This window comes from Pacificibacter marinus (assembly GCF_018860505.1).
Classification (GTDB): Bacteria; Pseudomonadota; Alphaproteobacteria; order Rhodobacterales; family Rhodobacteraceae; genus Celeribacter; species Celeribacter marinus_B.
On record NZ_JAHKPU010000041.1, the window covers coordinates 1 to 14,238 of the forward strand.

Genomic DNA, 14,238 nt, shown 5'->3' on the forward strand with positions numbered 1-14,238 from the left:
CCAAGAGATAGTTATCTTGGCAAAGTTCGCAGAGCGACACTGCCGAGGCTGTCACTGATCCATTGACGCGATTGCACAATTTTACGACTGCCGCGTTCCACCCAGAAAAAGTTGCGGAACTTGGTTTGCGTGTTGCGGCAGTCCTCGTAATACAGATCGGTATTGGCAGTATAGCCACCTAAGTCGACAAGGGCTTGTTTTTGAAAGGTCACGCTACAGCGAAACGCGAGTGTTTCGGCTTGGCTTTTGCCATTGATATGTGTGATGAACCGATCTGTGATGCCATTGCGCCCTGCTTTAAGCGCCGCAAGAGTTTGATAGGGGGCCCCTGCCAGCTGATCAGCACCCAAGCCACGAGTGGCAATGATCATGCCGTCCTTCATGCCCATAGACAGCTTGTCCAATGAAATCCATGTTTCTTCGCCCTTGGCGTTCGTTGTTTGGCGCACGAAAGCCGTAAATGCATCTGGTATGGACTGAAGTGACATGATCAGTGCCGGCGCACCTGCGGCTTCATAAGCCAAAAATGTTTCGTCAGGCTCTATTGCATCGTTCCCGCCCATGAAGTCCGCCAACAGGTTGGGGTTGTCAGGATCTGAGGAGCAGGCGCTTAACCCTGCGATCAGGGTGAAGGCAAGGCCCAAAGGGCGCAAGGCGGTTGTAAAACTCATCTCCAGAATTTCCCCCAACGGTCTTCTAACTCGGTTGTATGGCTGCCTCTGACAATACCATAAAGCCTATTGCGTACATCCAGACGTGCCCCACCATCGCGTTGAACAGGACGGATAGTCGTGCCGTAGCCGCCTTGGTTGGCAGATCCCGTGAGCCAGTCCACAGGGATAGAAAAGCGAATGCCTTTGTCAAAGGAGCCTTCGCCAAACTCGTCGAATGGCACGTCCGTGAGCGTGAAAAACGCGCCCACGCGGAAGCCATTGTCGAATTCGCGATCTAGAGAGACGGTTGCACCATAATCGCCCGCAAGGTAACGCCCGACATCGAGCTGCCCCAAGTATCCGCCACCGAAATCGTAGTAAGCCGAGGCATGGCCGGTCACGATGTCATAGTCTTGCAAGCCGAACAGTTGGTCGAAATCACGTTGAATGGCGTAGTTCAGCTCGGCGCCAAAGGCCAAGTTGCCGTTGACGGGTTTCCAAAGCACTTCGCCTGAGACGCCGCCATACATGGTTTCAAGATAGCCCGCTGTGATGCGCCCATATAGGTTTTTACCTGGGCGGAAGAAATATTCAGCCGTCAGGTTTTTGATTTGTATATCAGATTGCTTGGCATATTCGGTCACGTCGGAGCGCACATGGGGCAAAACAGAATTTGATGCACGTGTGCTGGTGTCGAGATTCCCTGTTAGAGGCTGGCGCACAGCACCTGACAAAATCAGGCCACGGGTTGGTTCAAAAGAGGCCGCAAATTGCAGACCTACATCGGCGCGTACGGGGTTATCTGGATCAAACAAAGCAGGATCAAGATAAGGGGTCAAACGCCAGTCGAATTTTGGATAAACGCCCGCGATGGCTTCAGCTTCACTACGTGCTGCATCTTCAAAACTGGTGCCGGCAAAGCTTTTCCAACTGTTCTCAAGATCATATTCAAACGCTTCTAAACCTTCCCGTCCTAGGGTGGTGCGTGAGGTTGTGATACCGTTGGTGATGGATTCCACTTTGAAAGTAGTAATATTGTCTGGAAGGTTATTGGCCAAAATGCGTGCCGTGCGCCCGAGGGCCTGTGCATGCGCTGGGAAGCGCTCGTTACCAATGCGCACCGTCGCAGTAGAGCCCTCGATTGTGATGCCCTCAAGAGCGATGCCTTGGTCGTCCAACGCTACGAACAGCGCGCTGTCCTTTTGACGTACACTGCCTTCGTCCCATGACAACGCCGCTTGGCTTTGGCGAGGTGTTAAAGCAGCAGGAGCTTCTTCTATGCCGCTTGGAAATCTAGGGTTTTGTGGGGTGATTGGGATAGTGCCCATAACCCCGACTTCTGAGCCATGTAGGGTATATACAGACAATTGTGCCCCATTTTTAAACCCATAGCTTAAAGAGGCGTTAAATGGAGTTTTATGTTTAAATCCCATATTTATGCTTTCTGAAACATAAGCGTCAGAGGAGTATTCAGCCTTAAAGGTTATGCTTTCATTGACTTGCCAAGCAAATCCGCCAAAGAAAGCGGCATCACCTCTAAACCACTGATCTACCTCTAGTTGACCTACTTCAGAAATATTGTTCGGACCACTCCCACGTGTTTCAAAAGAACCACTTAAAACTGATAATGGGTTTGAAAATCCTCCGTAGCTTCCTAGGCGGCCCCACCCAATACCACCTGTTAACGCGATGCGGTCATTCGCGAAGTGTTTAGTTGCTGCGATATATTCGGACCCAAAGACACCTGTTCCGCCAAAATCGCGCAGACCGACTACAATAGATGGTCGCAGATTACCCTCTTTTATAATTAAATAACCTAAATCAAAGCTTCTATCGTAGAGGTCACCGCCGACGGGCTTGAAATCATTAAGGATCGAATAGCGAAAGCTTCCGAATATTCGGGGAGAAATTTGAAAAGACAATGTGTGCTTTTGCGTAGTAGAGAATAAGGCTCCCGTAAGCGTTATCTGTCCGTCTGGAAAAGCTTCGCCGGAAGGTATGTCTATTAACCCTGGGGTGCCGTAAGTGGATACTGGAAATTTCAACTCCAAAGCCATGGCGCAGGAGGTACCAAAAATAATACTGCTTATAACGCCGAAACACATGTGCTGGAGTATCATGTTCACACTTTCATTAATTTTGATTAAGAGCATATAGATGATGTCCCGTTATTTATAAATACAGAGCTCTTTATTGGCTGATAAAGTAAGCCATTGTGACCTTCGCGCACGTATTTAAGGTCGAAAAAAAGGCAGCCACGTCAAAATTGGTATGTCTATGGCCGAATATGTTGATATGGGCCTTGTGCCATTAGTCCTATTTTGCCCTGTTTATAAGTGAAATGGACGCTGCGTCACCTCCACAAGTTGAACAGATCAATATTGCGTAGTGAGAAAGAAACAGAGTTGTTGTAAGTGCAGCTAAAATCGTTAGAAAATACCCAAAAATACATTTGTTGGAGATATCGGTTTGATCGAGAAAACTTTGCTTAATGGTGTGTTTATCATTACCCCACCACGCTTCGGAGATCACCGTGGCTTTTTTGGAGAAAGTTGGAATAAGGCAGCTCTTTCAAGGGCGGGGCTCATTTTGCCTGAGTTTGTGCAAGATAACCATTCACTTTCTCATGGGATTGGGACTGTGCGTGGCCTTCATTTCCAGTCGCCACCTCACGCGCAAGGCAAGCTGGTGCGCTGCGGACGCGGTCGAATTTTTGATGTGGCTGTGGATGTGCGCAAGGGATCGCCAACCTACGGCAAATGGATTGGTGAAGAGCTGTCCTTTGAGAATGGCAAACAGCTTTGGATACCTGAGGGATTTTTGCACGGGTTTATGACTTTGGCGCCTGACAGTGAAATTGTCTATAAATGCACTGACCACTATGCGCCTGAATGTGACGGCACGGTAAAATGGGACAGCTGTGGGATTGAATGGCCGCTTGATGGCATCATACCTGCGATTTCCGAAAAAGATGAAAAAGCGCAAAGCTTTGCGGAGTTCTTGACGCCTTTCGTATATGAGGGTTCCGTATGAAACTTTTGATCACAGGCGGAGCCGGCTTTATCGGATCAGCTGTCGTGCGCTTGGCTGTTGACCGGGGGCACGAGGTGGTGAACGTGGATGCGCTGACTTATGCTGCATGTTTGGATAATGTGGCTTCTGTTTCTGACAGCCCACTTTATGCGTTTGAACAGGTTGATATTCGAAATCGTGATGCATTAGACGCTGTTTTTTCTAAACATAAACCGGATGCGGTGATGCATTTGGCGGCGGAAAGTCATGTGGACCGTTCTATTGATGGCCCAGGCGATTTTGTTGAAACTAACATCACCGGCACGTTCAACATGCTTGAAGCCGCGCGTAAATATTGGATTGAGGCGGACAAGCCCGACACGTTCCGGTTCCATCATATTTCCACCGATGAAGTGTTTGGCTCCCTACCAAATGATCCTGCGGTAAAGTTCACCGAAGACACGCCGTATGACCCGCGCTCACCTTATTCGGCGTCGAAAGCCAGCTCGGATCACTTGGTGCGGGCATGGCACGAAACTTATGGTTTGCCTGTGGTTTTGACCAATTGTTCGAACAATTACGGCCCGTTCCATTTTCCTGAAAAACTGGTGCCTGTGATCATTCTCAATGCGCTCGCAGGAAAAGAACTTCCGATCTACGGTGACGGGGCAAATATCCGTGATTGGCTTTATGTCGAAGATCACGCTGACGCACTTTTGCTGGTCGTTGAAAAAGGCGTATTGGGGCGTAGCTATAATATTGGCGGCGAAAATGAGCGCACAAACCTTGAGTTGGTTAGAACGCTTTGCGCGATTTTGGATAAAAAACGACCCAAAGCCAGCGGAAGTTATACTGATCAGATCACCTTTGTGACGGATCGTCCCGGCCATGATGCGCGCTATGCTATTGATCCAACCCGCATTCGCGAAGAATTGGGATGGCAACCTTCGGTAACTGTCGAAGAGGGCCTTGAGAAAACAGTTGAGTGGTATCTTTCCAATGAAGCGTGGTGGAGCGCGCTGCAGCAGCGCCACGGTGTTGGCGAACGCTTGGGGGTCAAAGCATGATCCTTGTTTTTGGTAAAACCGGCCAAGTCGCTACGGAATTGCGTGCGCTTCTGCCTGATGCCATATTCCTTGGTCGAGACGAGGCGGATTTAACCGATCCAAACCTATGTGCCCACAAAATCGTAACGCTCAAGCCCGATGCCGTTATCAACGCCGCAGCCTACACTGGGGTGGACAAGGCTGAAGAAGACGAAGACACCGCAGCTTTGGTGAATGGCAAGGCACCGACAGAAATGGCCAAGGCCTGTGCTACTCTTGGCATCCCTTTTGTTCATATCTCTACCGATTACGTGTTCGATGGGGCTGGCGAAACACCGTTTTCGACTGATCATCCAACTGCACCCTTGGGGGCCTACGGGCGAACGAAACTTGCTGGCGAAGACGGTGTGCGAGCAGAGGGTGGCACCTTTGCCATTCTACGCACCTCTTGGGTATTTTCTGCTCACGGCAATAACTTTGTCAAAACCATGCTGCGGCTTGGGAGCGAGCGTGACAAGCTGACCATCGTTGGCGATCAAATCGGTGGCCCAACTTCCGCCCGCGCGATTGCCAACGCCTGTGTCGAAATGGCGCGGCGACTTCAAGTAGAGCCGAAGGCTGCTGGTACCTATCATTTCTCGGGCACGCCTGATGTGAGCTGGGCTGATTTTGCTCGCGCGATTTTTGCTGAGGCTGACCTCACATGCGCAGTCGAAGATATTCCATCTTCGGCCTATCCAACCCCCGCCAAACGGCCAAGCAATAGCCGGATGGATTGTCATACGCTTGATGTCACATTCGGTATTAATCGCCCCAATTGGAAGGCCGGATTGGCCGATGTTCTGACAGATTTGGAGAAAACGACATGAGCGAACGTAAAGGTATTATCCTCGCTGGGGGCTCCGGCACGCGATTGTATCCATTGACCATGGCTGTATCAAAACAGCTTATGCCGATCTATGATAAACCAATGATCTATTACCCATTGTCCGTGTTAATGCTCGCTGGCATTCGCGAGATCGCGATGATCACTACGCCGCAGGACCAAAATCAATTCGAGCGGTTGTTGGGCGATGGCTCCCAGTGGGGCATCGAAATCACTTATATTACGCAGCCGTCCCCTGATGGCCTGGCGCAGGCCTATATTTTGGCCGAAGATTTTCTTGATGGCGCACCCTCAGCAATGGTTTTGGGGGATAATATTTTCTTTGGTCATGGACTGCCCGAGATGTTGCATGCAGCCGATAGGAAAAAAAACGGAGGCACGGTGTTTGGCTATCACGTGGCAGACCCAGAGCGCTACGGCGTTGTGAAATTTGACAGCAACGGCATCGTTGAAAAAATCATCGAAAAGCCAGACTTACCCCCCTCAAACTATGCGGTGACGGGCCTGTATTTCTTAGATGGAGACGCTCCGCGTCGTGCGAAAGAGGTCAAACCATCGCATCGCGGTGAGGTTGAAATTGTCACGCTTCTTGAGACCTACCTGGCCGATGGCACGCTATCCGTGGAACGCATGGGGCGTGGCTATGCGTGGCTCGATACCGGCACACATGGGTCTTTGTTGGATGCTGGGAATTTTGTGCGCACGCTGTCCACGCGCCAAGGCATGCAATCGGGGTGCCCTGAAGAGATCGCCTATGCGGCAGGTTGGATCAATGATGGCAAAATGCAGGAACATGCTGAGACATTTAAGAAAACCGAGTATGGAAAATACCTTGCAAATTTACTGAGGGATGCAGGTAACTAGTGGCTGGCTGGTTTGCGCACCTGATCCACAGATAACAGGTAGTTGCCGCCGAGCACTGTAACAGGAGAAAATGACCGGATATGATAAAATATTGGCGGCTTACACCCGAGACTAATAATCTTTTGACGCTGGATTTTCTGCGCTTTATCGCATCTTTAGGGATTGTCTATTATCATCTCAATGAGTTTTTCTTTTCCCCTGAACAGAGGCAAGATATCATTGGTCTCCAAGGGTTTGGCATGTTTGTTGATCTCTTTTTCATGATTTCTGGCTTTGTTCTTACCTATGCTTATCTGGGACGTATCAATTCGTTAAGTAGCTACTTAAAATTTTTGTGGCGCCGCGTTGCCCGTTTGTACCCGCTACATTTAGTGGTGCTGGCTATTAACATTGGGACTTGGTGGATCCTTCTGTTGCGAGCCAATGCTACTACAGCCCCGTCTTTTGATCCTGCCTGTATTTTGCACACAGCGCTGCTCATTCAGGAATATTTGAACTGTGGCTCCCCTTATACGTTCAACGGCGTGACGTGGTCGATAAGTATTGAAATGGGACTCTATGTCCTATTTCCAATATTTATATTACTCGCGCGCTCTATTTGGCTGTTGATAGGTAGTGTTAGTGTGTGTTTCATCATCTCGGGTGTATTGCTTGAACACACTGACGGCTGGGGCCATTTGCCTAGCGTGCTTCGTGGACTTACGGGTTTCACTTTCGGTATATTTCTGTTCTGCATTCGTGAGCATTTACCGAATATGAAAGACAAGGGCATTGTCAGTGTAATTCTTGTTCTCCTTCTGATTTTCGAAATGCTTACGCCAACATCCAGTTGGATTCGGATGGTAACAATCGTCGCTTTGGCTACCACGGCTGTTGCAAGTGACGTCCATGGGAACATTAATGGTATGATTAGACGGTTGGCTCCCTTTGGTCAGCTAACTTATTCGATGTATATTTGGCATAGGGTCATTATTCTTGTTTTCATGAATGCTGTTGCGGACAAGATGTTTCATGGCAATCAGGCGGTTCTAATTGCCATGACGGCCTTGTCCATAGCTGTGATTGTTGTCACTAGTTATGCAGGATATTTTTTGATAGAGACCCCAGCACGTAAGGCGCTCACGAACGTTACTAAATCTCGGAACAAGAAGTGAAGCAGAGGATGTCCGCCATGGCTGGACCCAAAACAAAAATTTGGCTCGTGGCGCAGTGCGACGAACCAATTAGTGGGCAGACTGTGTTCAACCAGTTGATGCGCACATGTCTGTCTGATTGTGGTCAAATCGAGCACCTGCCGATCGGAGGGACCACGGTTCAGAAGATAGGGCGAGGGTTGCTCAATCCGCTTATTCTTTTGGCTCGTCTCCGTTCAGGAGACATCGTTTATACGTCGCCGCCTGGGCAGATGGGCCTTTGGTTTTTCTTGGTGACCGTTCTGGTTTTGCGTCTACGCGGCCATCCATTCTATGCGCATCATCACAGCTATCGTGCGATTGCGATTGGTCCTCTCCCGCAGGTCCGCTTGATGGGAAAGCTTGGGGCTGGTCTTATTACCCATATTCTTCTTTGCGATAAAATGCGAGATGAGTATGAAAATCTATACCGCGTCAACGATAAGGAACGGTTTATAACTCTGCCGAATGCGGCATTCTTTTCTCGGTCTGGATCTCTTTCTGGACAGGAGAGGGGGCCACGGGTCACCGTAGGCCATATGAGTGTTATGACTGTAGAAAAAGGTGTCCCTTATCTATTGGAAATGTGGAAGCACCTTGCCTTAAATGATCTTGATGCCGAACTTGTTCTGGCTGGGCCGATTCCTGATCCTGAGCTTGAAAAACAGGTGCGCGAAGCCGTGGAGCAAAGCAACGGCACTCTTAAATGGATGGGACCTGTTGCAGGTCAAGCCAAGAAGGATTTCCTTGAGCACACAGAACTGTTCGTTCTTCCTACCCAGTTGATTGATGAAGCCGATCCTCTTGTTTTGCTTGAAGCATATAATTTCGGCGCCGCCGTCTTGGCGCCAGATCGAGGTTGCATCCGATCGCGACTTATTTCTACAGACTGGTTGATGTCCATGGATGTCGAAAAGGATGCTACTTTGCTGTTGGAAAAAGTCACTCAGGTTCGTAACGAGCGCATGACATTGCCGTCTCTCCTTTTGGAGCACGCGACAGCGCTCCAAGAAAATGCTGAAAAAAGTGCCGAAAATTTCTTCGGTGAGTTTGGTGTTTCACAGGACTATGCCCGAGATGTTCTAAAAAAGATCACCGCGGCATAGCGCGCGTCAGGCGAGAGTGTTCACCTTTTGAAAAAGGCACGGTGCATTGCTAATTTGCGTGAAACATTGGGACCAAGCCTTTCGTTCTTTCGCCCAAGCTTATAGCCTAAAAATTTTGCACCTGCTGCGAAGAAGGCTCGGGGTATCCACAGAAAATGGCCGTGTTTCATTAGAAAACCAAACTGGTGGAGGACAACACGTATACCTTCGCCTTCAGGGCTTCCAAACGTTTCAAGAATCCAGTCTTCTTGGCTTTGGAAAACGCCAATGTCAAAATAGCGCCGAAATTCTTCTCCAACAGAGTAGTTATGGGAATGTTGAGCACGAGCATCGGCAGCATAGGCGATTTTCCAGCCAAGCTTGAGCATTTTGGCGACGGCGTACATGTCCTCCGACAAAATCACATTGTCAGGAAATCCTCCGACTTCCAGCAAAGCGGAACGGCGATAGGCTGCGAATGAATTTGACATGAAACATTTACGTATTCCTACAGGATAGTCGCTTTCCATCGACGCGACATAGCTCTCAGGGCCGTAACTTGTTGTCCGGGCATGGATTGCAAGTGGGTTGCCGTCATTGTGTGGTAACTGACGGCCGTAAACTGCACCCACGTCTGAATTATCGAAACATTTGATCAGATTTTTGATAGCATCAGGGTTATCAAGTATGGCATCTTGGGTGATAAATACGATGATTTCGTCATCTATCATTTCGACGGCATCTGACCGTGTCCCACCATGATTAAACGTTCCGGCTGGGACATCATAGACGTCGAAACCATACTCAATTGAAAGCTCCCGTGACGCGTCTGAAGAGCCGCTTTCCATCACAAGTTTTTTGCTGAATTGACAGGCCTGCCGGTTCACAGACTGAAGGCATTGCCGATAAAGCTCGCCTCCATTGTATACGGGAATAACTAAGGCAACCAAATTTTCAATTCTCCTATGAAGTCTACATAAAGGCCAGCGTGGTGGCTGCTATGAATGATTGCAATCTCTTTTGGCAGGTAGAAACGTTGCCCTATTAAGTTCAGAATATGAGCAACATAACAACTTGTTTTTCTGTCGTTTTATGATCTTTGTGGTGAGCGGCAAAAAGTTGTAAAATTGCTTTGTCGCATCAGAGAAAAATGTTACCATGAACAGATATAATCCGAGGGGCCAAAGTGTTAAAATTACTATTAAAATCACTGACGGGCCGTGAATATGACTTGTCTTGGTCTGATCTAGGATATCTCTCTTCCAAAGCTGGCTGGCCTGCGGTGCGTGGTCTATTGCGATACGGCCTCTTGCGTCGACGTGTTGTCTTTATTGGACGGGGAGTCATCCTTATTTCCAAAGGCCACCTCACGCTTGAGCGAGGGGCCTCTATCGGCCATCATTCCTATATTGATGCTTACTCTCGCAGTGGTGTGGTTCTCCGAAGTGGTGCTACTTTGCGTGAATATTGCTGGGTACAGTGTCGTAGCGGATTGAGTTCTGTGGGCGAGGGTCTTGAAATTGGTGAACGAGCTTATGTCGGGCCGTTCAGCTCCATCGGAGTCGGTGGCAAAGTCACGATTGGCGCGGGTACGCAGATTGGCGCAGGCTTACGGTTGTCTGCAGAATCACATGAGATCGGCGAGAGCAATACGTTTACCGACGGCTCCGTTAAAAGGCAGGGCATTGAGATAGGTCAAAATGTCTGGATGGGCAACAGTGTCACGATTCTCGATGGTGTGACGATTGGCGATGGTGCGGTCATCGGTGCGGGCTCTGTGGTCACACGCTCTATCGCCCCCGGAATGGTAGCCTTTGGTGTACCAGCAAGAGAAGCCCGCCGCATTGACCATAAGGGACCAGCCCAAAATAATGAGGATTATAAATGACCCGTGTTCTTTTTGATTGCCGCCCAGTTCGTCCCCCTATCAGTGGCGTTGCTCGGTACTGTTTAGGAGTGTCAGAGGCACTTTTGCGTACCACTGACTATCAACTGGATGCTTTCGTCCAAGAAGAAAATGGAGCCAACGAGTTTGTCGATCTAATTTCGAAACAGGCACGAATTACCCCATCGCGTTTTTTTAAGAATAAACGGTTGGTGCCAAACCTGCTGTTAGAATTTTTGCCTTTCAGTGGTCAAGCGTTCTTCGAGAATGGGTACGATATCGTTCACGAAACTTATTTTGCAAATCTAGGCAAACCCAAAAAAGCAGCAAAGGTCGCTACGATCCATGATCTTATCCCCTTGGATCGCCCTGAATTATTTTCCAAACGAAACAGGATATTTGCAAGACGAAATTTTCACCGCCAGATGCGAGACGCTGATCATATCATTTCCGTTTCGGAGTATACTAAGGAACGCATCCTTGATTTCTATCCCGACGCCCGTGATCGTATATCTGTGATTGGAAATGGGGTGGATCGTGCTATTATCGATGGCCCAAGTGTAGAGCCTCTCAACGAAGGAGATCCTCTCAACGAAGGTCCATTTGTTAGTTTTGTCGGCAACGTCGAGCCACGTAAAAACCTAGTGACGATGGCCAAAGGATTTGATCAAGCATTCCCTGCAGGCAGCGGCTGGAAAATGGTTGTTGCTGGCCGCCTTAATTTTGAAGCCGAGGGGATTATTACAAAAATTCAAGGCATTCTCGGTGACAGATTTCTTTATCTTGGGCCTGTTGATGAGGAGCGTAAGTGGCAGGTCTTGGCTCATGCGCAAGCGACCGTCATGTCGTCAGAATACGAAGGTTTTGGGATTCCCATTTTTGAAAGCTACGCGGTTGAAACCCCGGTTATGATTGCGAATAACAGCTCCATGACAGAGCTTGCGGTGTCACCTGAACAACTTTTCCCAACGTTTTCGTCCGAAGCTTTGTCTGAAGGGTTAAGACAGATTGCGGAAAATGCCAGTTGGGTAACCCCATCAATCAAACTCGGAAAAAAAATTGTCGCTGACTACACGTGGGATTCTATCGCGCGTGACACAGCAGCTGTCTACGCACAGCTCAGCTGACGGTTGGAATTTCAAAAATTAGTAAAAAATATTTAACACTGATCGCCTCAGGTTTGGGTTCTTTGAATGGCTTTCTTTCTAGTATCTGGGGAGAAAAACATACAAGGAATCCAATATGTCTATTGATAAATTTTTGAATAATGCCGTCAGCCTGACGGCTCCTGTGTCCAATGGTTTTTCAATGATTGCTAATGGCGCAGAAACAATACTGGCCGGCACTTTGATCAGTGAGGGATGGCGGCCCGCCTCATTAAACCGATCTCGAATAAAACGACTGGTTGTTAGCTGAGTTCCCTCATCGGAAAATATTACGGGACTCTCCCAAAAAATTTTTAGAAAATAAAAGATTGGTTTGTTCAAACCGATCTTGAACTTCGGTGGCTTGCAAAAATTCCAGTCGGCCAATGCGCGCTAGGCCTGAAAGGATTGCGAGCCGCATGATACCATCTCTGAAACGATTGCGTCGACCGCCAAGCCAAAATTGAGGTAGAAGCAAATTTAGCCCTCGTGCAATTATGATTCCAATGGAGCCGAGCGATCTATTTGCTTCCGTTTCGATAAATGTGAGGTCTGAGAAATCTCGAATGCCTAAGGCTTCGATAGCAAAATCTTGCCGCACATCTCCCTTATGGAGAGCACTTCTTTTGTAAAGGCGCGCACAAAACGCACCACTTCCAAAAGCAGACGTCCACATTTTGGCTAACGTACTATAGTCATAATAAGGGTTGCCAAGCGTGGCTTCCTGAGAAAACTCGGTAAGACTCATTGTGCCTCCCCCTCCTTCAACCCAAGTAGAATAGTTACTTTTCAAGAGACTCGCTTGTTCGCGAAAGTATCCAAAAACTTGAATACTTTGAAACAATGGTGCAAGAAACTCCTGAAGTTCGTTTATCTGTTCATACGATGTCAGGCGGGAATGAAGGTGCTCTGAAGAAATAAGGAACACTTCATGATTCTCACGAGCCATTTCGATTTCATCTAAGAGCTCCTTAAGAACTGGACCAAAATACACTTTCTGCTCTTCAAGTGTTTTGATTTTATTTCGGCGACTTAAGTCGTCAAGCCTGCCTTGAAAGTAAGCAGCAAGAGCGCGATTATTCCCTACGCCAAGCGTTTCACAAACTTTGATTCCTTGGCGAGAGAGAGATGCACGATTACTAGTTACAAAACTCTGAATTGACGTGCTGCCAGTTTTCTCTGTTCCGATATGCAAAAGGCATTTCATGCTGTTAGTACCTTACTACTAGGTTTGAATATGTGCTGTCGATGGAGGCGTCGACCATGATAATATCCGGCGATAATCCAAAGTGTTGAGGATACTTTAGATGCGACTGCTGCGTCAATAAATATACAACTTAAAGCCATTGTGAGAAAACCTAGACGATAGAGGCGCGGCGCATCACGGCTGAATAAACTCGTCCAAAAAAAGAAAAGTGCAGCCGCAAAACCAATGACACCGCCTTCACCCAAAAAACGGATATAATGTCCATCAACCGCGAGCCCCCAAGCACCCGGTCCCCAACCCAAAAGAAAGTGCTTTGTATCTGCTCCCAAAGACTTGATAATCAAAGCCCATTTATAGGCCCTAACTTGAAAGCTTGCATCTCCAACTGAAAAATCCACATTGCTACGTAACCCATCGTCCACCATTGCACGAAATTCGCTCAAAGATGTAATTTGGGGAACCTCGTCGACCCGTTTGAACAAATCTTCAGCCATGCTCGAAACAGATTGGGTCTGATTAAAACGTGAATCTGACAAACCTTGTGGACCCATACTTACAAGAAGTAGAACTAAAGGCGCTAATAATAGGATCACAAGTGTGTTCTTGCTAGGGTAGGCTAATTGCCAGACAGCAAGAGCGGCGACTAAAGTTACACGAGACTGTGTGGCGAGTAGAACCCCCGCCATTGCTATTTTTTGCCATGTTTTGGGAGCAACTATCAGGATAAGTACGGCAAGTATCGCTGTTTCGTATGGTCCAGATGTGTTGAGTGTAATACGATCATCTACGACAGTGAAACGCCCAATTTTGGGAATAATATGAGCGGCTTCACCAATCCACCAAAGTAATAATACAAGTGCAATTCCCCCAAAAGCTCGCCGAAAACGTGCCTCGAAAACGAACGGAGCAAACTCTGCAGCTATGAGAAACCAAAGAAAATATTGTAGCTGTCGACCAGTGAAAACAAGGCCGATTAACCCAAGCTCATTTAAATTTACAACCGCGGACACAAAAGACGTGATCAAAAATAAGAAAAATGCCCAGACATAGATCGGGAAGGGATGCGCTCTTGACTGATACCTCCAAAAAAGCGCCGGCAATGCGGCAAAAAGAACGAAATCTTCGACACGTAGGCCTGAAGCCCCAAAGGAAATTAGATTAACTTTAGGGGCGATAATGAAGGCTATAGTCAAATAAAACAAAAAAGTGGATCGTCTGATCTGCCCAGGACTGTGCATTTTGAGGGGCGCGCTTTGGGTAAGAACTATCGTTTCATCATGCAT

Annotated in this window: 14 protein-coding genes; 9 read left to right on the top strand and 5 right to left on the bottom strand. The window is 48.0% G+C overall.

The window, feature by feature from the left end; genetic code table 11:
* Window positions 1-11: 11 nt before the first annotated feature.
* Both KO503_RS15035 and KO503_RS15040 read right to left on the bottom strand, forming a co-directional pair.
* Window positions 12-671, bottom strand: coding sequence for a YjbF family lipoprotein (locus KO503_RS15035; protein WP_215992373.1), 660 nt, complete (start codon window positions 669-671; stop codon window positions 12-14).
* Entirely contained in the window at window positions 668-2,806 is a 2,139-nt protein-coding gene (locus KO503_RS15040; RefSeq protein ID WP_354667596.1) for a YjbH domain-containing protein, read from the bottom strand. The genes KO503_RS15035 and KO503_RS15040 overlap by 4 nt, the downstream gene beginning before the upstream one ends.
* Before the next feature lie 316 nt (window positions 2,807-3,122).
* Between KO503_RS15040 and rfbC the strand changes: the two genes are divergently transcribed.
* From rfbC to KO503_RS15070, 6 genes are all read left to right on the top strand, one after another.
* A complete protein-coding gene (gene rfbC / locus KO503_RS15045; protein WP_215992375.1) occupies window positions 3,123-3,686 on the top strand; it encodes a dTDP-4-dehydrorhamnose 3,5-epimerase in 564 nt (187 codons plus the stop codon).
* Entirely contained in the window at window positions 3,683-4,732 is a 1,050-nt protein-coding gene (gene rfbB, locus KO503_RS15050) for a dTDP-glucose 4,6-dehydratase (protein WP_215992376.1), read from the top strand. The genes rfbC and rfbB overlap by 4 nt, the downstream gene beginning before the upstream one ends.
* The gene (rfbD, locus tag KO503_RS15055; protein ID WP_215992377.1) at window positions 4,729-5,580 is read left to right on the top strand and encodes a dTDP-4-dehydrorhamnose reductase; all 852 of its coding nucleotides are present in this window, start codon (window positions 4,729-4,731) and stop codon (window positions 5,578-5,580) included. The genes rfbB and rfbD overlap by 4 nt, the downstream gene beginning before the upstream one ends.
* Entirely contained in the window at window positions 5,577-6,461 is an 885-nt protein-coding gene (gene rfbA / locus KO503_RS15060; protein WP_215992378.1) for a glucose-1-phosphate thymidylyltransferase RfbA, read from the top strand. The genes rfbD and rfbA overlap by 4 nt, the downstream gene beginning before the upstream one ends.
* An 80-nt stretch (window positions 6,462-6,541) precedes the next feature.
* Window positions 6,542-7,615, top strand: a complete 1,074-nt coding sequence (locus KO503_RS15065) for an acyltransferase family protein (RefSeq protein WP_215992379.1) — start codon at window positions 6,542-6,544, stop codon at window positions 7,613-7,615.
* A 17-nt stretch (window positions 7,616-7,632) separates the two neighbouring features.
* Entirely contained in the window at window positions 7,633-8,739 is a 1,107-nt protein-coding gene (locus tag KO503_RS15070) for a glycosyltransferase family 4 protein (protein WP_215992380.1), read from the top strand.
* 20 nt (window positions 8,740-8,759) lie between these two features.
* Here the strand turns inward: KO503_RS15070 and KO503_RS15075 are convergent, their stop codons facing one another.
* Entirely contained in the window at window positions 8,760-9,668 is a 909-nt protein-coding gene (locus tag KO503_RS15075) for a glycosyltransferase (protein ID WP_215992381.1), read from the bottom strand.
* Between the two features lie 236 nt (window positions 9,669-9,904).
* Here KO503_RS15075 and KO503_RS18045 point away from each other — a divergent pair, with 236 nt between their 5' ends.
* The 3 genes from KO503_RS18045 to KO503_RS15090 all read left to right on the top strand — a co-directional run bounded on the left by KO503_RS18045 (window position 9,905) and on the right by KO503_RS15090 (window position 12,019).
* Entirely contained in the window at window positions 9,905-10,606 is a 702-nt protein-coding gene (locus KO503_RS18045; RefSeq protein WP_215992382.1) for an acyltransferase, read from the top strand.
* The gene (locus KO503_RS15085) at window positions 10,603-11,730 is read left to right on the top strand and encodes a glycosyltransferase family 4 protein (RefSeq protein WP_215992383.1); all 1,128 of its coding nucleotides are present in this window, start codon (window positions 10,603-10,605) and stop codon (window positions 11,728-11,730) included. Before KO503_RS18045 ends, KO503_RS15085 begins: the two co-directional genes overlap by 4 nt.
* Window positions 11,731-11,845: 115 nt before the next feature.
* Entirely contained in the window at window positions 11,846-12,019 is a 174-nt protein-coding gene (locus tag KO503_RS15090) for a hypothetical protein (RefSeq protein ID WP_215992384.1), read from the top strand.
* A gap of 6 nt (window positions 12,020-12,025) precedes the next feature.
* Here KO503_RS15090 and KO503_RS15095 read toward each other — a convergent pair whose 3' ends face one another.
* The gene (locus tag KO503_RS15095; protein ID WP_215992385.1) at window positions 12,026-12,955 is read right to left on the bottom strand and encodes a hypothetical protein; all 930 of its coding nucleotides are present in this window, start codon (window positions 12,953-12,955) and stop codon (window positions 12,026-12,028) included.
* A complete protein-coding gene (locus KO503_RS15100; RefSeq protein WP_215992386.1) occupies window positions 12,952-14,238 on the bottom strand; it encodes a hypothetical protein in 1,287 nt (428 codons plus the stop codon). Before KO503_RS15100 ends, KO503_RS15095 begins: the two co-directional genes overlap by 4 nt.